General features: G+C 47.0%; 14 protein-coding genes. 8 read left to right on the top strand and 6 right to left on the bottom strand.

Going from position 1 to position 19,185, the window contains the following annotated elements; all coding sequences use genetic code 11:
* Window positions 1-9: 9 nt before the first annotated feature.
* Window positions 10-1,176 carry a glycosyltransferase family 4 protein gene (locus FXO21_RS27795; RefSeq protein WP_149643152.1) on the bottom strand — a complete coding sequence of 389 codons (1,167 nt, stop codon included), beginning with the start codon at window positions 1,174-1,176 and terminating at the stop codon, window positions 10-12.
* Window positions 1,176-2,207: a hypothetical protein gene (locus FXO21_RS27790; RefSeq protein WP_149643151.1), complete on the bottom strand. Its 1,032-nt coding sequence runs from the start codon at window positions 2,205-2,207 to the stop codon at window positions 1,176-1,178. Before FXO21_RS27790 ends, FXO21_RS27795 begins: the two co-directional genes overlap by 1 nt.
* Window positions 2,208-2,424: 217 nt before the next feature.
* Between FXO21_RS27790 and FXO21_RS27785 the strand changes: the two genes are divergently transcribed.
* A complete protein-coding gene (locus FXO21_RS27785; protein WP_149643150.1) occupies window positions 2,425-3,303 on the top strand; it encodes an alpha/beta fold hydrolase in 879 nt (292 codons plus the stop codon).
* Window position 3,304: 1 nt separating this feature from the next.
* On the opposite strand, the gene FXO21_RS27780 is transcribed toward FXO21_RS27785, so the two are convergent.
* Entirely contained in the window at window positions 3,305-3,670 is a 366-nt protein-coding gene (locus tag FXO21_RS27780; protein WP_149643149.1) for a VOC family protein, read from the bottom strand.
* Between the two features lie 45 nt (window positions 3,671-3,715).
* Complete coding sequence (locus tag FXO21_RS27775; protein WP_149643148.1) at window positions 3,716-5,083, bottom strand: amidohydrolase family protein; 1,368 nt, start codon at window positions 5,081-5,083, stop codon at window positions 3,716-3,718.
* A 110-nt stretch (window positions 5,084-5,193) separates the two neighbouring features.
* Here FXO21_RS27775 and FXO21_RS28895 point away from each other — a divergent pair, with 110 nt between their 5' ends.
* The 3 genes from FXO21_RS28895 (at window position 5,194) to FXO21_RS27765 (ending at window position 9,812) form a co-directional block, all read left to right on the top strand.
* Window positions 5,194-5,367, top strand: coding sequence for a DUF6496 domain-containing protein (locus FXO21_RS28895; protein ID WP_192579348.1), 174 nt, complete (start codon window positions 5,194-5,196; stop codon window positions 5,365-5,367).
* Between the two features lie 134 nt (window positions 5,368-5,501).
* Entirely contained in the window at window positions 5,502-9,377 is a 3,876-nt protein-coding gene (locus tag FXO21_RS27770; protein WP_149643147.1) for a PAS domain S-box protein, read from the top strand.
* A gap of 45 nt (window positions 9,378-9,422) precedes the next feature.
* Entirely contained in the window at window positions 9,423-9,812 is a 390-nt protein-coding gene (locus FXO21_RS27765; RefSeq protein ID WP_149643146.1) for a response regulator, read from the top strand.
* Window positions 9,813-9,853: 41 nt separating this feature from the next.
* Here FXO21_RS27765 and FXO21_RS27760 read toward each other — a convergent pair whose 3' ends face one another.
* The gene (locus FXO21_RS27760; protein WP_149643145.1) at window positions 9,854-10,711 is read right to left on the bottom strand and encodes an SDR family oxidoreductase; all 858 of its coding nucleotides are present in this window, start codon (window positions 10,709-10,711) and stop codon (window positions 9,854-9,856) included.
* Between the two features lie 181 nt (window positions 10,712-10,892).
* Between FXO21_RS27760 and FXO21_RS27755 the strand changes: the two genes are divergently transcribed.
* From FXO21_RS27755 to FXO21_RS27740, 4 genes are read left to right on the top strand one after another with little or no spacing between them, the layout of a single operon-like run.
* Window positions 10,893-12,155: an NAD(P)/FAD-dependent oxidoreductase gene (locus FXO21_RS27755; RefSeq protein WP_149643144.1), complete on the top strand. Its 1,263-nt coding sequence runs from the start codon at window positions 10,893-10,895 to the stop codon at window positions 12,153-12,155.
* A gap of 55 nt (window positions 12,156-12,210) precedes the next feature.
* Window positions 12,211-13,113 (top strand): magnesium transporter CorA family protein, encoded by a 903-nt coding sequence (locus tag FXO21_RS27750; protein WP_149643143.1) that lies wholly within the window; start codon window positions 12,211-12,213, stop codon window positions 13,111-13,113.
* A 42-nt stretch (window positions 13,114-13,155) separates the two neighbouring features.
* Window positions 13,156-14,613, top strand: coding sequence for a fibronectin type III domain-containing protein (locus tag FXO21_RS27745; RefSeq protein WP_149643142.1), 1,458 nt, complete (start codon window positions 13,156-13,158; stop codon window positions 14,611-14,613).
* Window positions 14,614-14,625: 12 nt separating this feature from the next.
* Window positions 14,626-15,744 carry a glycoside hydrolase family 18 protein gene (locus FXO21_RS27740; RefSeq protein WP_149643141.1) on the top strand — a complete coding sequence of 373 codons (1,119 nt, stop codon included), beginning with the start codon at window positions 14,626-14,628 and terminating at the stop codon, window positions 15,742-15,744.
* Here FXO21_RS27740 and FXO21_RS27735 read toward each other — a convergent pair whose 3' ends face one another.
* Window positions 15,745-19,134, bottom strand: coding sequence for a DEAD/DEAH box helicase (locus FXO21_RS27735; RefSeq protein ID WP_149643140.1), 3,390 nt, complete (start codon window positions 19,132-19,134; stop codon window positions 15,745-15,747). It lies immediately after the preceding gene.
* Between the last annotated feature and the right edge of the window lie 51 nt (window positions 19,135-19,185).

The following is a 19,185-nucleotide window of genomic DNA, read 5'->3' as shown; positions in this document are numbered from 1 at the left end:
TTGTTCAGCTCAGGATTTTGCCAGTTGCCGGAAAGTTTCTACCATTTGTTCCGCCACTTTTTCTGAGGCGAAAGGTTTGATCTTCGCCAGTGATTGCGCGCCCATAGCCTTGATTTTTTCAGGATTATCAATAAAAAATTGCATTGTTTTTTCCAGCTCTTCCTGTTTTTCAGCATGAAATGTAAAACCATTCACACCGTTCTCAACCAGATCAGGCACGCAGCCGCATTTTTCGGAAACGATCACCGGCATTCCACAAACCATCGCCTCGTTCACGACCAGGCCCCACGGTTCTGATTTACTGGGCAAAATCAAAATATCACTTTCTGCCAGTTTGGAAGGCACCTCATACCAGGGAAAACCGCCTGCGAAAAGCACGCTGTCCTCTATTCGCAATTCCTTGGTCAGCAGTTCCAGGTGCTGCCGCTCAGGCCCGTCGCCGACAAGTAATAATTGCCAATGTTCTGTTCCTGCTTTGTTATGTTGTTGAACCTTAGCAAATGCGCGGATCAGCATTTCCAGGTTCTTCTCAGGAGCCTGGCGACCGACGTAAATGAATTTCTTTACGAGATCTTCATTACCCGCGGTAGCAGCCAGCTGCCTTTTCGACTTTTCAAAATTGCTTTTAATTATTTCTTCGTCAATCACCGCCGCGTTCCGGACTGCGATATCCTGCGCATGTACGCCCAAACTTTCCAGGTAATCCGCCGAAGTTTTTCCAAAACAAAAAAAAGCATTCGCTTTGGTGACAATGAAACTTTTTAACGCCTCTTTCCACCAGCTGCGACTATGATCCAGCGACGATGATTCAGAGGAAATAACCACTTTCACGCCTCTTGACTTGGCATAAAACATCAGCTGCACCTGCGCCACATCACCCCAGCCTGTAACGTTTAATACATCTGGCTTGAATTCGTTGAAAATTTTAAAAAGTGCTTTTCTCCTTTCGCCGGTTGTGGTGCTATCCAGGCTGCGCTCGAAAAGAACCTTATACGGATATTCGTAGGTGACGGCATTGTCATTTTGCATCACACTCCGGCTCGCCTCGTAAAGTGCGATTTGTGCCACCAGGAGCTCGCTTTGCGGATATTTGTTCTTAAAAACCTGCGATATGTCGCTAAAAAGCCTGGATTTATAATGCGCCCATAGCTGATTGTGAACAATGAGAACACGCATTATTTTTCGAGTTTTAGATATTCCTGAAACAACGGATACAAATTATCCGCCATAAAAACCTGTCCCTGACTGTTATAATGCACCAGGTCCATTTTTCGGTATAGTTTCTTTGAGATCGGGTACTGGAATTCGTTGATCAGCCGGATATTGTTCTGTTTTGCAAATGCGATAATTTCGTCCCCCTGGTCATTAAAATGGCCCATATCCACTTCGGTAATTTCGGGATGCAGGTAAATGAAGAAAGGAATGTTGTTATCACGCGCCATTTCAAAAAGTTGCCGGTAACCTGGATTGAAATCCGTGCCCGGTTTGCGGATGCCGGCCCGGTTCAGCTTGTCTTTTTTAGCAGAATCGGATTGTGCTATTCGAATGGTATCAGTTTTAGGAAGATCGGTTTTAGTTGGCTGGTCTGCTTTGGGTACCTCCGGTTCTTTCGGGAAAAACATCGTATCAATATAATAGAAGAAAATCCAGCGGTACCTGTCCCATAGCTCATACAGTGCAACCTTATACTGCTTATTGGGCCAGCCCGGGTCAATACCGACCGGACTCTGGTGGGACATAATATCATGCGCATCGTGGCTGCTGGTGACCAGGCACATTAGTTTGGCATTAAATAAACCGAACTTTTTAAGGTAAGCCGCCATATTATCAGGCCCCCAGGACCCTGCCGAAATATTCAGTACCCGGACGCGCCTGTTAAAATCTTTCTGAAAGCGCTTTTCCAGCAGGGTCGAGGCAATGCTGTCCTGGTCGGTCAGACTGCCGCCATTTACAACCGAATCGCCGATCAGCAGGATTACCAGGGTGTCCGAAGGCAGGATTTCCTCATTCCGCATGGAAAACTGGTTGGTCTTCAACACATAGCCGAAGCGTTTTACATCCTGGTTCGGGGCATATATATATTCGAAATCCGGATCCGACACGTAGAGTGGAGAATTGCAAAAACCGTATTTAACCCTTAATACAACCTCGGCTATTCCGGCAAGAATGACAATGCCGATCAGTAATCCGTACAGGTACTTTAACATCAATGGAAGCGCTTTTCTACGTCGAATTAGAGCGCAAATTTAGGATTACTTTTGCCAAATACGATTTTTTGGCTGCCGGTTCCTCAATAAGTTGTCGCCCGGAAGGCAGCTTTTCCTTTTTTTGGAATGATAATTTAGATGACCCGATTGGCATTTAGACACTTCCGGTAAGCGGAAAGGACTGGCCGAAAAACTATTCTATTAAAAACCTAGGATTATGAAATTCATTGAATCAACAGCTGGAACCGCAGGAGAGCCTGTCAAATTGCTTGTTCACGAAGTCGGGGAAGGCAGACCCGTCATTTTTATCTCAGGATGGCCATTGAGCCACGAAATGTGGGAATATCAGTTTAATGTCCTACCAAAACACGGAATCCGCTGCATAGGCTACGACCGGCGCGGTTTCGGGCGATCCGACAAACCATGGTCGGGGTACGATTATGATACACTCGCCGGCGATTTAAATGCAGTAATTGAAAACCTCAATTTGCAGAATGTGATCCTGGTAGGATTTTCAATGGGCGGTGGAGAAGTGGTTCGTTACCTGAGTAAATATGGCAGCGCAAAGGTTTCGAAAGCGGTGTTGATCAGCTCCGTTGTGCCTTATATGCTTAAAACAGAGGATAATCCCGATGGCGTGCCCCAGGATCTTTTTGATGGATTTGTGAAAGACGTGGAAGAAGATCGCCCGCATTTCCTTGCCGGTTTCGCCAAAGATTTTTACGGCAACAGTTTACTTAATAATGCAGTAAGCGACGAAATTCTGACCTGGCATAGCATACTTGCGTTGCAGGCTTCGGGCAGGGCAACCACCCAGTGCATCCGCAGTTTCAGCGCGACCGATTTCCGGAATGAGGTTTCACTGCTGGATGTGCCTGTACTGATCATCCACGGCGAATCCGATAAGACCGTCCCTATTCAAGTAAGCAGCGACCGTACTGCTGACATGCTGCCGGGAGCAGAATACATTATCTATGAAGGCGCACCGCACGGGCTTTTTGTTACCCATAAAGAGCGCCTGAATGAAAATCTGATCCAGTTTATCAATGAAGACGTGGTGACGATCAGCAATCCCTACACGGATATCGTAACCTAGGTTAGATCATCTCAATCAGCTCAATGCGATTACCAAAAGGATCCCGGAAAGAAAATCGATTTCTATCCGGGATTTTACTTTCATTCTTGATCGCTATGCCGTGGCCTTCCAGCATGGCGCGCACTTCGGCCAGGTTATTTACTTCAAAAGCAGGATGCCGGTCCGACAGGCCGTGATCTTTCTCAGCCCTAATGTGTAGTTGAATATCACCCATTTGAAACCAGATAGCGCCATTTGGCAGTGGGTAGCCCAAATCCTTCAGCTCAGGCAAGCCCAGCACATTTGTATAAAAATCTCTGGCCTCCTCTTCTTTGCCCTTGGGGATGCAGAGCATAATATGGTCCAGTCTTTTAAAATTAATCTTCATACTATCAGGAGTGTTTTTGTTAATAATTTGGGTCCGTAAAACGGGTCAGTTTAGAGGGCCTTTGCTGACAATATTCCCTTCTTTCCATACCGACTCAATTTTTCGGGTATTTTCAATATCCTTCGTCGGATCTGCACTCAGAATGATCATATCCGCCAGCTTGCCGTTTTCGAGTGTTCCGTTTTCTTTATCGATCAGCAGGGCTTTGGCGGCATTTTTGGTGCTTGCGGTAATTGCCTGCAACGGGCTAAGTCCCGATTCTACCATCATTTCCATTTCCAGATGTTCCGTAAATCCCTGGGCCCGGACAGGGAAAGCGCCTGAATCAGTTCCTAATGCAATGGTAATTCCTGCGTCGGAGATCTTTTTCAAATTTCGCATGCCGATTTTGTTAGCGGCCATATTACGCTGGTAGTCCCGGGAAGTCTTGATTTTTTCACCATAACTTTTCTCTGTGATCATTTCAAAAACACCTGGTTCAAGGGATGATTTGAAAAACGGATCATTCAGCCAATCGGGGCTTTCGGCGTAGGCAAACTGGTATTCGTCCAGCGTTAGCGTAGGAATGTAGATGATGTTTTTCTGTTTCATTTTTGCCAGTAATGCGGCGTCGACCTCCTTGTCCCGGATACTATGCGCAATAATGTCCAATCCTGCATCGATCAGCGCACTGGCGTCATCGGCATAATATAAATGTGCAGCTACGCGGATATTCCTTTTATGTGCTTCCGTGATGATCGCTTTGTAGATCTCCGGCTTCATTTTCTGAGCGCCGCCGCCATGATCGTCTACCCAAATTTTGACAACTGTGGGTTTGACTGCCGCCAGCTTATCCAACATCGCAGGCACTTCCGCCGGAGTTTCAGGGCGCAGCAGCAGGTTCATCCATGAACCGGGATTTTTGTCGGGTGTATTGAAACCGTATCCTGCCGAAAACAGCCGCGCGCCCGGCAGCAAACCAGCCACCGTCGAGTCCCGGAATCCGTTGAAGATCACCGGTCGGTCGGTACCCATGGCAAGCACTGCGGCCACACCGTAATCCTGATATCTTTTCAACTGCCGCAGTACATTCTCCCGCGTGTAATTTTCTGCGGAAGAGGTAGTGCCTGTCAACGTACCGACGTGCGCGTGGGCACACAGCAACGCTGGCATGACAGTCTTCCCTGATAGCGAAACCACTGTTTCCGCGTTGGCTTTCAAATTTTTGCCAATCGCCTTGATCCGTTTCCCTGCTATCAGTATATCCACATGTTCCATTGGCGCAGTGCCCGTACCGTCGATCAGCGTGACGTCTTTCAGCAATTTCGTGCCCGGCTGGGAGCAAGCTGTACCGGCCGTAGCTGCCCATATCCCAACTATCAGGAACAGCCGCTGCGGGGATTGTAATGTATTCTGTAATAATGTATTAGACATCCTCATAGTAGACTTTTTGTGTAAGGATTTATTGGTACAGGTTTTTTAGAAACCGCGATACATTTTTAGGCAAACAAAAATCAGGCTAACAACATTATTAATCAGGAATTATGGCAAAATACTCAAAAAAGGCAAGTGAAAAGGTAGGGGAGGCCTTACACGAGCAAAAAGAAGGAAAGCTTAAATCAGGTTCAGGTAAAAAAGTCACTTCAAAGAAACAGGCCATTGCAATAGGGCTCTCGGAGGCGAAGAAGGAGGGGGCAAAGGTGCCGAAGAAGGATTGAGGGGCCCGGCTGCTTCTTTCAATCGACCTCTTTTGTCGAAGAAATTCAATATCTGATTTAAGTAGTCAAAAAACTATATCTTGTAGGTGAAAAACGCACACTGTGCACGTTGATATAATGAGAGGCTATTAATAATGAATATTTTGCGGAAGGCGTTTGTGAATTTATTGCAACGGGACGGGGAACTGTTTGATTTTCTACAGGAATTTGCAACTGATGGATTTTTGATTTGGGACCTCGTAAATCCAGAAAACCATTGGGTGGACTCAGCGCTGCAAAGAAAGTTTTCAGCCATTTCAAATGCGGATGAAAATTCAAAAAATCCGACATTAATAGTTAATAATCAGCAATTTAAGTTATATCAGGAAAGCCTCGGATCCGAACTGCCAAGAGGAGGGCATTACGACGAATACGAAATAGCACTTTCCGATGGCAATGGTGCCCTGCATCATTTCAGGATTCATTCCAAAGAGATCATCCATCCGGAAGATGATTCCCGCCTTATCGTTTCGGGCTTCGTGTCGGTCAGCAAGCCGATAATTCCGGCCAGCCCTGCGAGTGACGTGAAGTTATACGAAACTTTCATGAAAAGTCAGTCGGTGTATGTAGTAGGTATTTCATACGATGGGAATTACATCTACGCAAACGACCACTTCTGTAATTTCTACGGCTTCAAAAGAGAGGAACTGATCGGGACGTCTTCGCTCGCTGGCGTTGTTCCCGAGGACATTGAAAAATGCTTCCTCGTAGGCCGCGCATGTTTTGAGCAACCTGATATACCGCATCCTGTCCAGCTGCGGAAGGTATCGGCCAGCAAAGAAATCAAGACAACGCAGTGGGAATTTACGGGTTTAACCAATGCCAGCGGCGAAGTTACGGAGCTTTTTTGCGTTGGGTTCGACATGACTCAGCAGGTCAAAGTTGAAGAGGATTTCTCTGTACTGATTTCAAACATGCAGGATGTGCTTTTCACAATAGACCGTGATGGCATTTTCAATTATGTGTCGCCGAGCTGGACCAAGACATATGGATACACGCCGGAAGAGACCATAGGGCATTCTTTTACTGAATTTACCCACCCGGACGATTTAGATGCATGTTTTCAGGCTCTTGCCGTTACCGTCGAAACCGGCATACCCGTAGCCGGCGGCGTCGAGCACAGGATCAGACATAAAAACGGAAAGTGGTCCTGGAGCAATACGACTGCGAATTTGGAGCCTTCCAGTAAAAAAATAATACTTACCAGTCACGATATAACGGAGCTGCGAAATTCACGGGAGAGACTGAAAGAGCTTGCCATAGTTGCTTCCAATACAACCGACTACATTGTTATCACCGACGGGAGGGGTCTTATTACCTGGGTAAACGATGCTTACGAAAAACAAACCGGTTACAGCAGGGAGGAAGTTCAGGGAAAAAATCCGACAGATCTGTTGTGCGGTCCTGAGACAGACCAGGCTACTATCGATCGGATTTATGAAGAATCCAGGCAGTTGAAGGTGGTGCAGGAGGAAATTTTGTGCTATTCAAAAACAGGAGAAAAATATTGGGTTGATCTGAAAATAACCCCGGTATTCGATGATAAAGGCGTGTGCACCAACTATGTAGCCCTGGAAAGGGATATTACTGCCCGCAAGGAGTCCGATGATGAGATGAGACGGATTAAGGATATGCTCGAAGAGACCAATATGATCGCAATGATCGGAGGTTGGGAGCTGTATCCGAAAACCGGTGAGTTGTACTGGTCGGCGACAACGAAGGAAATACATGAGGTGGATGATGATTTTATACCTACGCTCGACAATGCCATTGAATTCTATAAGGAAGGACCGAGCAGGGACACCATTACCGAGGTAGTCAGGGAAGGCCTGGCCAGTGGTACTTCCTGGGATTTTGAATTGCAGATACTGACGGCGAAGGGAAATGAAGTGTGGGTGAGAACCATCGGGAAAGCTGAAATGGCAAACGGAGTCTGCCGCAGACTGTATGGCGCATTTCAGGATATCACAATCAGAAAGGAATCAGAGGTCGAAATCCAAAACTCAGAAGCAAAGTTCAGGAGCTTGTATGATTCGACGAGCGATTCGGTAATCTTGTTTGATCGGAACGGTTACATGGATTGTAACGAGGCGGCAATCCGGATGTTCGGCCTGGATACGGTCGCGAAATTGAGACATATGTCACTTGGAGGCCTCTCCGTGACCGATGACGATCCCGATCAAGCGGTATTGGGTATATCAAACCGGCACATAGAAGCGGTTTACCGGAAGGGCAGTCACAGCTTCGAGTGGATTTATAAAAGGTTTGGGGAAAAGAATGAGACTTTTATTGCGGAGGTATTGCTCAATTTGATCCATGTCAACAACCATCATATTATCCAGGCGGTTGTGCGGGATATAACGTCCCGGAAAATGGCAGAGATCGAGCTGCTTGAAGCACGGGAACAGGCCGAAGCGGCAAGCAAACTGAAATCGGAATTTCTGGCGAATATGAGCCACGAAATCCGGACCCCCTTGAATGGGGTGGTGGGTTTTACGGATCTGCTGATGAAAACCAGCCTTGACGAAACGCAGCAACAATATATGTCCATGGTTTTCCAGTCGGCAAATTCGTTGCTGGACATTATTAACGACATTCTTGATTTCTCGAAAATCGAAGCAGGGAAGCTCGAACTGAGCTGGGAGAAAACGGACCTGCTGGAAATGTGCGGTCAGGTTTCGGATATGGTCAATTACCAGGCGCAGCAAAAGCAGCTTGAAATGTTATTGAATATCCCCGCCAACATTCCACACTTCGTATGGACAGACCCGTTGAGATTAAAGCAAATCCTTGTCAACCTGCTCAGTAATGCGGTAAAATTCACACTTGCCGGTGAAATAGAGTTGAAAATTGAAGTGCTGGAGAAAACAGAGGAGGAAGATTACACATTCAGGTTTTCCGTGCGGGATACCGGTATCGGAATTGAACCCCAGAATCAAAGAAGGATATTCGATGCATTTTCCCAGGGCGATTCTTCCACGACCAAGAGATTTGGAGGCACGGGACTCGGGCTGACCATTTCTAACAGCCTGCTTGGACTCATGGGAAGTAAGCTGCAGCTGGAAAGCGACGTGGATAAAGGCAGCATATTTTTTTTCGACGTGACATTCACTGCCGTGGCGGGAAAAGACCTGTTCGACTGGAGCAATACCTACGATATTAAAAATATCCTCATCGCAGACGATAACGAGATCAATGGGCAGATACTTCAGGACATGCTCAGAAACAAGGATATCGGCTCGACTTTCGTGAAGAGCGGAGAGGCGGCGCTGGAATTGTTGTCAAACGGTAATGCCTTCGATCTCATTTTGATGGATTGTAAAATGCCCGGTATCGGCGGCGTGGAGGCAATACGGAGAATTCGTGAAATGAGCGGGCAAAATGCAAACCGCCAGCCTGTCTTTCTTTTGAACGATTCATATGAAGAGGAGTCTGTCAATGCTTTACGCGAGGAGCTGGATGTGCAGCATTTTCTTCTCAAACCCGTCAAGATTCAGCAGCTTTTCCTGGCAATCTCGGGACTTTACAGGAAGCCTGGTGAAACATCGGTGAGACCTGAGGGCGGACAGCTGGCAACAGAAAGGGTTGGGGAATCTGAGGTTACCATTTTAATCGCGGAAGACCATAGGATCAATATGTTACTGGTACGGTCCATGTTAAGTAAAATTGTTCCGAATGCGGTGATCGTGGAGGCGGAAAATGGTCGGGAAGCGATCCATGCTTATCACAAGAGGGCACCAGACCTGGTTTTTATGGATATTCAAATGCCCGAAATGAATGGCTACGAGGCCGCAAGAGGCATCAGGAACCTGGAAATCGGCAAGCGCGTTCCTATCGTTGCGCTCACTGCCGGTACAGTGGTGGGCGAGCGTGAAAAATGTATAGAGGCCGGAATGGACGACTACCTTACAAAACCGGTTGTAAAAGATACTTTGGAAGAAACAGTCTTTCGATGGCTTCTGAAAACCTAGCTGGTGCGATTGCCAAAAGCGGAAGTATCCTGACAACACATTATTATGAAAAAAGCAGTCAGAATTTTAATTGTTGAAGATGAAGGCATTCAGGCAATAAGTCTGGAAGAAACACTGGAACAGGCAGGATATGAAGTTGCAGGGATCGCAGATAGCGGCGAGGAGGTTCTCAGGTTCGTGCAGGAAAGCCAGGTCGACCTGATTATCATGGACATTCATATCAAGGGTGATCTGGACGGTATAGAAACCGCACATAAAGTAAAGGAGGTCCGGAGCCTGATGCCGATTATTTACCTGACAGCCTACATGGACCAGGAAACCGTCCGGCGCGCAGGGGAAACATCGCCTGCCGGCTATATTACCAAGCCTTACCGGCAATTACATCTCCTTAATTGCATTGAGGAAGCTGTAAAGGATTCGGAGGAAACAAAATAGCAGGAAGGGACCACTATCATCATGGTACCTTCCTCCTGCTGTTATCCGTTCACAACCTGCCCGCCATTCGGATGCAACACTTGTCCGCTCATGTAAGAGGCGTCTTCGCAGGCAAGAAATACAAAACAGGTGGCCACTTCACTTGGCTGGCCGGGACGTTTGAATGGCGTATCCTTCCCGAATTTCGCAACCCGCTCAGCATCGAAGGTAGAAGGTATCAACGGTGTCCAGATAGGCCCGGGCGCCACTGCATTTACCCTGATTCCCTTTTCGGCCAGGTTGACTGCCAGCGACCTTGTATACGCCACAATCGCTCCTTTAGTAGAAGAATAATCCAGCAATGACGGGCTTCCGTGGTATGCGGTGACAGACGTTGTATTGATAATCGAATCACGCTCAGAGAGGTGCGGCAGTGCTGCCTGGGTAAAATAGAAGAAGGAGAAGATATTCGTCGAGAATGTATCAGACAACTGTTGTGCCGAAATTTCCCTGATATCGTCCCTGGGATGCTGCTCGGCCGCATTGTTGACGAGGATATTCAGCTTTCCGAACTCATTGACGGTGCGGTTTACGGCATCCTTACAAAACTGCTCGTCGCGGATATCGCCCGGTATGAGCAAACAGGCTTTGCCCTCTGCCTCAACCATAGATTTGGTTTCCTTTGCGTCCTGATTTTCTTCCAGGTAAACGATGGCTACATCTGCCCCTTCGCGGGCGAAGTGTACGGCCACCGCGCGCCCAATTCCACTGTCGCCGCCGGTAATGAGTGCGGTCTTTCCCTGTAATTTACCACTGCCGCGGTAGTTTTCGCGGATAATGACCGGAGCCGGGTCCATGATTTCCTCTATTCCGGGCCTCACATGCTGGGTCTGGCCTCTGGTATCAATATCATAATTCATGATTTTGGTCTGTTTGGTGAAGTTTGATGCTTTCCTGTCAAAAACTATGTGCCAGTGCGGAATGAGCAAAGAATTTCTCAACCGCCCGGCACTTTCGGAAAGCCGGAATCATTAAATGGTTGCGTGCAGGCATAATTATAATAGCCAGTTCGGACAGATTTTGTATCAAAACCAACAGAATATGGCTGCGAAAAAAGTAGTGATCATTGGTGGAGGTTTCGCCGGGATCAATCTGGCGCAGAAACTCTCGAAAGACAAGGATTTCGAAATTACCCTGGTCGACAAAAACAACTATAATTTCTTTCCGCCATTGCTTTATCAGGTTGCCACGGGCTTTTTGGAAGCGTCCAACATCAGCTATCCCTTTCGAAAGTTTTTTCAGGGAAAAGAGAATCTGAGGTTTAGCCTGGGCGCTTTTCAGGAAGTTTTTCCCGAACAAAACAGAGTATCCACTGAAAGCGGGGACATTTATTATGACTACCTGGTATTTGCGACAGGTACCCAAACCAATTATTTCGGTATGGAGAATGTGAGAAAAAACGCGGTGCCCATGAAAACGGTGCAGGATGCACTCGCTTTGCGTAACCACATTCTTTGGAATAAAGAAAAGGCCAGTAAAATCCCTGACCTGGCCGAGCGCAAAAAAATGCTGTCCATCGTCGTCGCCGGCGCCGGACCTACTGGTGTAGAAGTATCCGGAATGCTGGCCGAAATGCACAAAGGGATATTTAAAAAGGATTACCCGGAGCTGAAACGGGAAGAGGTGGAAATCTATCTGGTAGATGCCCTGCCGGTCGTGTTGAACCCGATGAGCAAAAAATCGCAGGAGGAAACGCTGGCTGAATTGAAAGGACTTGGAATTAATGTGCTGCTGGATCACGCTGTGAAGGATTTTCAGGACGACGTCGTGACGTTTGCGAACGGAAGGACAATAGAGACCAAGACTTTAATCTGGACTTCGGGAGTAACCGCCGTTGAATTGCCCGGACTTCCGAAAGACGTGCTGGGAACAGGCAAGCGCGTTTTGGTAGACAATTACAATAGGGTAAAAGGATTCACGAACATTTTTGCGCTCGGGGATATTTGTTTAATCGAAGGAGATCCGGGCTTTCCAAAAGGGCACCCGCAGCTTGCGCAGGTGGCAATCCAGCAGGGAAGGAACCTGGCAAAGAATTTTTCGCGGATGCAGGCAGGAAAGCCGCTTTCCGGATTCCGGTACACCGACAAAGGCACCATGGCGATCATTGGCGTCAATAAGGCGGTGGCAGATTTGCCTGGTTTGCATTTCAAGGGTTTTATCGCGTACTTTCTGTGGCTGGTCGTGCATCTGTTTTCGTTGATACGTTACCGTAACCAGGTCAAAACATTTTACAACTGGGTGGTGGCTTTCGTTACAAGGGATCAGTCTTTGCGGTTTATTGTGGATTCAAAACCTGAGAAGTAGCCGGAAAATCGATATTTTAAAATCTTACACCGTTAGATCTGCAATATAACCTACTATGGTTCAAAGTATTACCGATCATTCTGAACATCCGTTCGAATGGATAGATATTGTCGATCCTGATCAGGATGAGCTCAATGAACTGACTACCAAGTATGCCCTGCACGAATCGTCGATCAATGACTGGCTGCAACCCGACCATCTTCCGAAATACGAGCATGTGCGCAGTTACACTTTCATTATTTTCAGAATGCACGCTGAAAAGGTTTCCAAAGAGGCAGATACTGTACCTGAACTGACTGACAAGGTTGCCATTTTTATGTTCGAAAAGCTGGTGATCACGTTGCATAAAAATGAGTGGCTGGCCCCTCAGTTCATCAAAGAAAACCAGATCCGCGAGAATGCCTGCGAAAACACGCACCAGCTTGTTAATGAGATCATTAAAAGCTGTATAGCTACTTACGAGGCGCCTTCCATTAAACTGACCTCCGACATTGAGTATTATGAGGAAAACATGTTTCTCAAAAACCGGAAACCCTCACTGCTGAAAGGCCTCTATTATCTCAGGCGCAGGGTGGAGGTGACACGCCGGATTATTATGCTGTCGCACGATATCGTAGAACGGTTGGATAGCGGCGAGCAATCCAACACCTATACCAGGGACACCAGGGATCTTTATGTGAAACTGCATAATATTTACGACACGCTTTTCGAAAATATGAACCAGCTGGTCATGATCTATTTCTCTATATCTTCCCAGCGTACCAATGAGATTGTCCGCGTATTGACCGTTTTTTCCGTTTTCTTTATGCCGCTCACTTTTATAGTCGGTATTTATGGAATGAATTTCGAATATATGCCGGAACTGAAACTCAAGCTTGGTTATCCAGGGGTAATGGTCCTCATGGGCGCGATTACGGTCGGCATTTATGTTTGGTTCAAAAAGCGCGGCTGGTTATAAATTCCTCCTCCTTCCTTCCTCCTGTATTTGAAATGCATAACTATGAAAATATCTTTTACCCATTTCGCTTTATTACTGCTCATTCCGGGCTCTTTTTCCTTCAACCGTGCATTCGCATTCTTAATCCCCAAAGCGCCGACAAGCCTGACAGCGGTGGCGTCTTCGTCTAGTACGATCACGGTTTCCTGGGTGGATAATTCGACGGATGAGACCGGCTTCGAACTGGAAACCTCCGCTGACGGCCTGAAATACACTAAAATCGCCGATCTAAAATTGAACACTGTTAGCTATTTACACGATAGTCTCAAAGGTGCAACGAAGTACTGGTACAGGATCCGTTCGCGGAACGCCTCCGGTTTTTCACCCTATTCCAACATCGCTAGTGTGGCGACAAAAACGCCTGTAACGATTCCGAAACCACCTGCGGCATTGGTCGCGACTGCCATTTCGGCCTACCAGATCGCAGTGACATGGTCCGACAATTCTTCGGATGAAACGGGTTTTGAAGTTGAACGTTCCGTCGATGGGCTGACTTTTACCAAAATAGCAGATGTTGCGGCTGAGCTCGAAATTTACCAAAATACAGGGCTGGCTCCTGCTACAAAGTACTGGTATCGGGTTTCGGCCAAAAACAGCGCAGGCAAATCCGGATTCTCAAATATTGCGACTGCGACAACCATGGAGATTCCTCCCGCAGTTCCCGTAGGGCTTTCGGGAATATCTGTTTCCCAAACTCAGATTAATTTGTCATGGACTGATGCTTCCAACAATGAAACCGGTTTCCAGCTGGAGCGTTCACTGAATGGAACCGCCTTTACTAAAATAGCCGATCTGGGGCCTAATGTGGCTACCTATCAAAACGTCGGCTTGACTACAAATACATTGTACTACTACCGCATTCGGGCTGTCAATGCTGCCGGGGCGTCGGCATATAGTAATGTGAGTTCAATCCGGACCTTGAATATTCCGGCCCCAGGTCAGCCGGTTAACTTCACTGCGGTCCCTACCGAGCCGGGATTGATCCAGCTCAGATGGGCGGCTATTACCGGAAATGCAGTCGAGACGATTATCGAGAGATCGAAAGTCCGTGACAGGGATTTTGTGGAAATAAGCAGGGTGGCAGCGGCTGTATTGCAATTCGAAGACAAGGGAGAATTTGAAAAAATTGACTATTACTATCGTATCAAGGCGATCAATGCCGGAGGCAGCTCTCCGTATAGTCTGCTGGCAATTGTCCGGGCATCATCCATTATTACCTCCGTGGAGGATCCGAAAAGCAGGTACACACTATATCTCTCCGGACGAAAGCTGTTTGCCAGATTGGGAAATACGGTCACCGGCATCCTGGCTGTATACAATATGAGCGGTCGGGAAATAAAAGCGGCCGGCATCAGCGGCGACCAAACACTGGATCTCAGCGGTTTTCCATCGGGGATATACATTGCGGTGATCCGGACTGATAAGGAAGTAATATCGCGCAGAATAGCGCTTATTGAGTAAAAACTGCTGTTTATGAAAGGATTCATCTTCCTCGCGCTCGCCGTGCTTTCGCTGTTGACGGTACAAACAGAACAAGCATTTGCCCAAAAGAAAAAATACATTGTCAACGGTTATGTCGGCGGTTTCAGGGGTTTAGTTAAAACGGAGGAGATTGACGTACAGAAGCTAACGCATATTAATTATGCATTCGTCAATGTGCAGGATAGCCTGGCGGTGCTTACCAATCTCGCAACCGATTCCACTAACTTTCGAAAGCTCAATGAACTGAAATTGAAAAATCCGGATCTTAAAATCCTGATATCGATCGGTGGCTGGGCGTGGAGCGAAAATTTTTCGGATGCTGTATTGACGCAGACATCGAGGGTTAAATTCGCAAAATCTGCTGTTGATATTATCAGGCAATACAAGCTCGATGGCGTGGATATAGACTGGGAGTATCCTGCCATGCGCGGCGAGGAAGGCAATATCTACCGTCCCGAAGACAAGCAGAATTTTACCCTGATGTTCAAGGCATTGCGGGATGAATTGAATGTCCTGGAAAAGGGGAATGGGGGAAAATATCTCCTGACAACTGCAGTAGGCGGCTCCAAATCCTTTGTTGACAATACCGAAATGGACAAAGTGCAGGAGTACACGGACTATATCCTCATTATGACCTACGATTACGGCGGCAAAAACGGGACGGTGGGCCACCATACCAACTTGTACGATTATCTGGAAGACGGCTCCTCGGCCGACAGATCGGTCAGAAATTTTATGGCTGCCGGAGTGCCTGCCGGCAAGATCGTGCTCGGAGCTGCATTTTATGGAAAAGGCTGGGAAGCGGCCTCGGCCAAAAACCATGGATTAGGAGAAAAAAGGGTTAAAGCTGTGCAGGGAGGTGGTTATACCAAATTGAAAGACACTTTGATCGATCAGAACGGCTATAAAAAGTATTACGATAAAAAAGCCAAAGCGCCTTATCTTTTTAATGATTCGACGAAAGTCCTGATTACTTACGAAGACGAAAAGACCATTGCACTAAAATGCAGGTACATTAAAAAGAACAAACTCGCCGGGATCTTTTTCTGGGAATATTTTTCCGACCCCAAAGGTTATCTCTTATCTGAAATCAGCGAAAAATTGGACTGATCAGTGCGAGACCAGTCCCAGCAAATCGTTCTTGGAAAGCGTTTTTAAAACAGAATTATCGGTTTTCACCAGATCATTGGCCAGTTCTTTCTTTGTAGACTGCAGTTCCATGATCTTTTCTTCAATAGTACCCGGGCAGATCAGCCGCACTGCGATTACATTTTTCTTTTGCCCGATCCGGTAACTCCTGTCAATCGCCTGGTTTTCAACTGCCGGGTTCCACCACGGGTCGATCAGGTACACATAATCCGCTTCGGTCAGGTTCAGCCCCGTACCTCCGGCCTTGAGGCTGATCAAAAACACGCGTACATCGGGGTTATTCTGGAAGTTGTTGACCCTCGCTTCCCGGTCTTTGGTCTGTCCGGTAAGGTATTCAAATGCGATATTCCGGCCTGTGAGTTCGGTTTTGATCAGGTCGAGCATGGTAACGAATTGGGAGAATACCAGTATTTTGTGCTGCGGCGACTTGCTTTCGATCTGCTCCATCAATACGTCGATCTTTGCCGACGAACTTCCATAATATGCATCATCGTTGAGCAATGCCGGCGAATTGCATATTTGCCTCAGCTTGGTTAACCCTTGTAAGATATGCAGCGTTTCGCGCGGAATGTCCACTTCGTTCCGAGTGTTCAGGAACGTGTAAAATTCCAGCTCGTACGCATTATAGACTTTCCGTTGCTCATCGCCCATTTCGCAGTACAGGATCATTTCCGTTTTGTCCGGCAGCTCGGTAGCAACCTGCTTTTTGGTTCGCCTTAGCACAAAAGGATTTATGCGACGTTGCAATTCACGTGCGCGGTCACTGTCTTTGAAGCGGTCTATCGGGATGGAATAATGATTTCTGAACTGCGTTTTGTTACCCAGCAGCCCCGGAGAGGCAAATGATAATTGTCCGTACAGATCAAATGTATTGTTCTCCACTGGCGTACCGGTGAGCACAAGTTTATTTCTCGATTGCAATAGGCGCGCCGCTTTGTAACGCTGTGATTCCGGATTTTTGATCGCCTGGGATTCGTCGAGGATAATGTAATTGAAAATGTATTTTTTTAAAAAATTAACATCCGAAAGCAGCGTTCCGTAGGAAGTGAGTACAATGTCGAAATAGTCGAAATCCGTGACTTCCCGCTGCCTGTCGGCCCCGTAAATCGTGAGTACTTTCAGCGACGGCGCGAATTTCTCCGCTTCCGCCTGCCAATTGAATATGAGTGAAGTAGGTACAATGATGAGACTGGTACTTTTACCGCGCTTTTCTTTTTGGGAAAGCAGAAAGGCAATGATCTGTACGGTTTTTCCAAGACCCATATCATCTGCCAGGCACCCACCGAAATTGAATTCGTCCAGGAAGTTAAGCCAGTTGAGCCCTTCTTTCTGATACTCGCGCAGGGAAGCTTGCAGTGCGGAGGGCACATCTACCGGCTGAATCGTTTCGAATGCGTTCAGGTTAGTTTTAAAAAACGCGATTTGCTCTTTTACTTCCCTCGTTAAAACCTCCTCCTCATAAAGCTCGCTGATCGCAACAAAGCTGCTTTTAGGCATTCTGATCAGCTCGCCGCTCACTTCCCCCATTTCGAAAAACTTGGAGAATTTATCGATCCATTGTTCCGGCAGTATACCCATCGTCCCATCGCCAAGCTCCACATATTTTGTTCGATTTTTGACGGCTTTGTGTAAATGTTTTAATGTAACCTGCTGCTTGCCGAACTTAACCGCCGCGACGGTATTAAACCAGTTGATCCCGCTTTCGACGCTTACCGAGATACTGGCTTTATTCAGGTTCAGTTTGTTTTTGGTCAGTGTGTTAAAGCCGAGAATATGGATACCCTGGTTTTGCCACTCTTCAAATGCGTCCAAAAACCAGTTCTCATCCAAAAACTGGCCTTTGTGCAAATACACGAAATCCCTGCCCAGCTGCTCCTCGAAATCAGGATGCTGGCGGATCAGTGCGCTGCTGAACCGGATCTCTGCAGTATTGTCCCGGGCGACCGTAAACGGGTGGCCGTGGCTGTCGACAGCGTAGATTTCTTTTCTGGAAAATAAGGGTACTTCCACTTTCCCATATTGCATGACAGGCGTGATCAGCACATAATTGCCGAAATCTTCCAGATAAACCAGCTTTTTAGGTGCAATATCAATACCCGCCTCTTCCTTCTGCCGCTCAGTGGCAGGTTTGAGGTAGGAGTAGGTGATCTTAATCCGGTTTTCCAGTTTCGAAAGCAGGTTCTGCCTGAATGCTTCGAATTTGGATTGGTGTATAAATATCTTTTGATTATGCTGTTTGAAGAAAGAGATAATATTAAGGATATCTTCCCGATCGATCAGGTAAAGCGAGTTGGTGTAAAGCACGAAATAGTTAAAGCGTTGCTGCACTTTTTCGAGATCTAGATAAATTCCATCGAGGATCAATTCCCCCGAAATTTGATAGAAAGGAGGTTTTTGGTCAATATGCAGTTGCAGATCGACTGGTATCTGCTGCATATTGACAGGAACCAGCGAGGCTGCATTCACATTCTCGGAAACTTCCGGATTGTGGTAATAGAAGCCTGCATGTAATGGATTTTTCAGGATTGCTCTGAATCCGCCAATATCATTTTCGCGCTGCTGCTTTCTGAAATTATTCTGAAATCCGGCAATCGCCGTCAGGAATTTGACCGTGTCGGGATCTTCGGTTTTCCAGACCTGTTCCATCGGGTTCAAAGCAGTGACCGGGTTTTTGATTTTGCCGTCGCGGGTTGTCGGTGCTTCGTATAATTCTGTGTAAAAATGTTCGTAGTACTTGTTCAGGCCGATTACGACCAGCTTTTTGGTCTGTGTCGTACTTTCCGGGTCAACCGGTAAGTTCCTGCCCCGCGCCGGAACGAGGCTTTCTTCCAACGCCGTCACGGATTTATCGTCCACAGGAAGCAGTTCTTTCAGTCGCGGCCTGATATGCAGTTCCCGATTCGTGTAGGTCAGCTCAAAATAGTCGTCCAGGTAAATCTCATTTTCAAGCCCGTAATCCGCCGCCAGCACCCTGATCTTGTCGTACCTGAGCCGGTGGTCGAAAAACGCGCGTAGGTCTTTACGCTTCATCAGATTATAAAGTACCTGCGCCTGGTGTTCGCAAAGTTTCCTCTTGGGCTGGCTGCAATCACAATACAGCTGCACCGATCGTTCATTTTGCCTGATCACCACTTTCAGCAACTCGCCGGTAATGCCTGCAATCCTGAACGAACCGTATTGCAAATCAATTTCATGTGGTTGAATATCAAAATAGCCTCTTTTCTCCGTTTCCGGCATGGTAACACTATTTTGCAAAATATGTGTTGTGGAAAGGTCGGCAATATTGAAGTCGGGAAAAATGAAATTGTGCAGGCTCGGAGTAGCAGTATCGTTCGGTTCAATTTTTCTCATAAGGCAAAATAACTAACTAATACGGAAAGCCGAAAAGAAAAGCCGGTACAT

The organism is Dyadobacter sp. UC 10 (assembly GCF_008369915.1).
Taxonomy (GTDB): Bacteria; Bacteroidota; Bacteroidia; order Cytophagales; family Spirosomataceae; genus Dyadobacter.
This window is presented reverse-complemented; position numbering and strand designations above follow the sequence as displayed.

What these genes read in the sequence shown, in the direction of transcription:
- FXO21_RS27795 (WP_149643152.1), bottom strand. Translation starts at nt 1,176, where the DNA reads ATGCGTGTTCTCATTGTTCACAATCAGCTATGGGCGCATTATAAATCC.
- FXO21_RS27790 (WP_149643151.1), bottom strand. Translation starts at nt 2,207, where the DNA reads ATGTTAAAGTACCTGTACGGATTACTGATCGGCATTGTCATTCTTGCC.
- FXO21_RS27785 (WP_149643150.1), top strand. Translation starts at nt 2,425, where the DNA reads ATGAAATTCATTGAATCAACAGCTGGAACCGCAGGAGAGCCTGTCAAA.
- FXO21_RS27780 (WP_149643149.1), bottom strand. Translation starts at nt 3,670, where the DNA reads ATGAAGATTAATTTTAAAAGACTGGACCATATTATGCTCTGCATCCCC.
- FXO21_RS27775 (WP_149643148.1), bottom strand. Translation starts at nt 5,083, where the DNA reads ATGTCTAATACATTATTACAGAATACATTACAATCCCCGCAGCGGCTG.
- FXO21_RS28895 (WP_192579348.1), top strand. Translation starts at nt 5,194, where the DNA reads ATGGCAAAATACTCAAAAAAGGCAAGTGAAAAGGTAGGGGAGGCCTTA.
- FXO21_RS27770 (WP_149643147.1), top strand. Translation starts at nt 5,502, where the DNA reads ATGAATATTTTGCGGAAGGCGTTTGTGAATTTATTGCAACGGGACGGG.
- FXO21_RS27765 (WP_149643146.1), top strand. Translation starts at nt 9,423, where the DNA reads ATGAAAAAAGCAGTCAGAATTTTAATTGTTGAAGATGAAGGCATTCAG.
- FXO21_RS27760 (WP_149643145.1), bottom strand. Translation starts at nt 10,711, where the DNA reads ATGAATTATGATATTGATACCAGAGGCCAGACCCAGCATGTGAGGCCC.
- FXO21_RS27755 (WP_149643144.1), top strand. Translation starts at nt 10,893, where the DNA reads ATGGCTGCGAAAAAAGTAGTGATCATTGGTGGAGGTTTCGCCGGGATC.
- FXO21_RS27750 (WP_149643143.1), top strand. Translation starts at nt 12,211, where the DNA reads ATGGTTCAAAGTATTACCGATCATTCTGAACATCCGTTCGAATGGATA.
- FXO21_RS27745 (WP_149643142.1), top strand. Translation starts at nt 13,156, where the DNA reads ATGAAAATATCTTTTACCCATTTCGCTTTATTACTGCTCATTCCGGGC.
- FXO21_RS27740 (WP_149643141.1), top strand. Translation starts at nt 14,626, where the DNA reads ATGAAAGGATTCATCTTCCTCGCGCTCGCCGTGCTTTCGCTGTTGACG.
- FXO21_RS27735 (WP_149643140.1), bottom strand. Translation starts at nt 19,134, where the DNA reads ATGAGAAAAATTGAACCGAACGATACTGCTACTCCGAGCCTGCACAAT.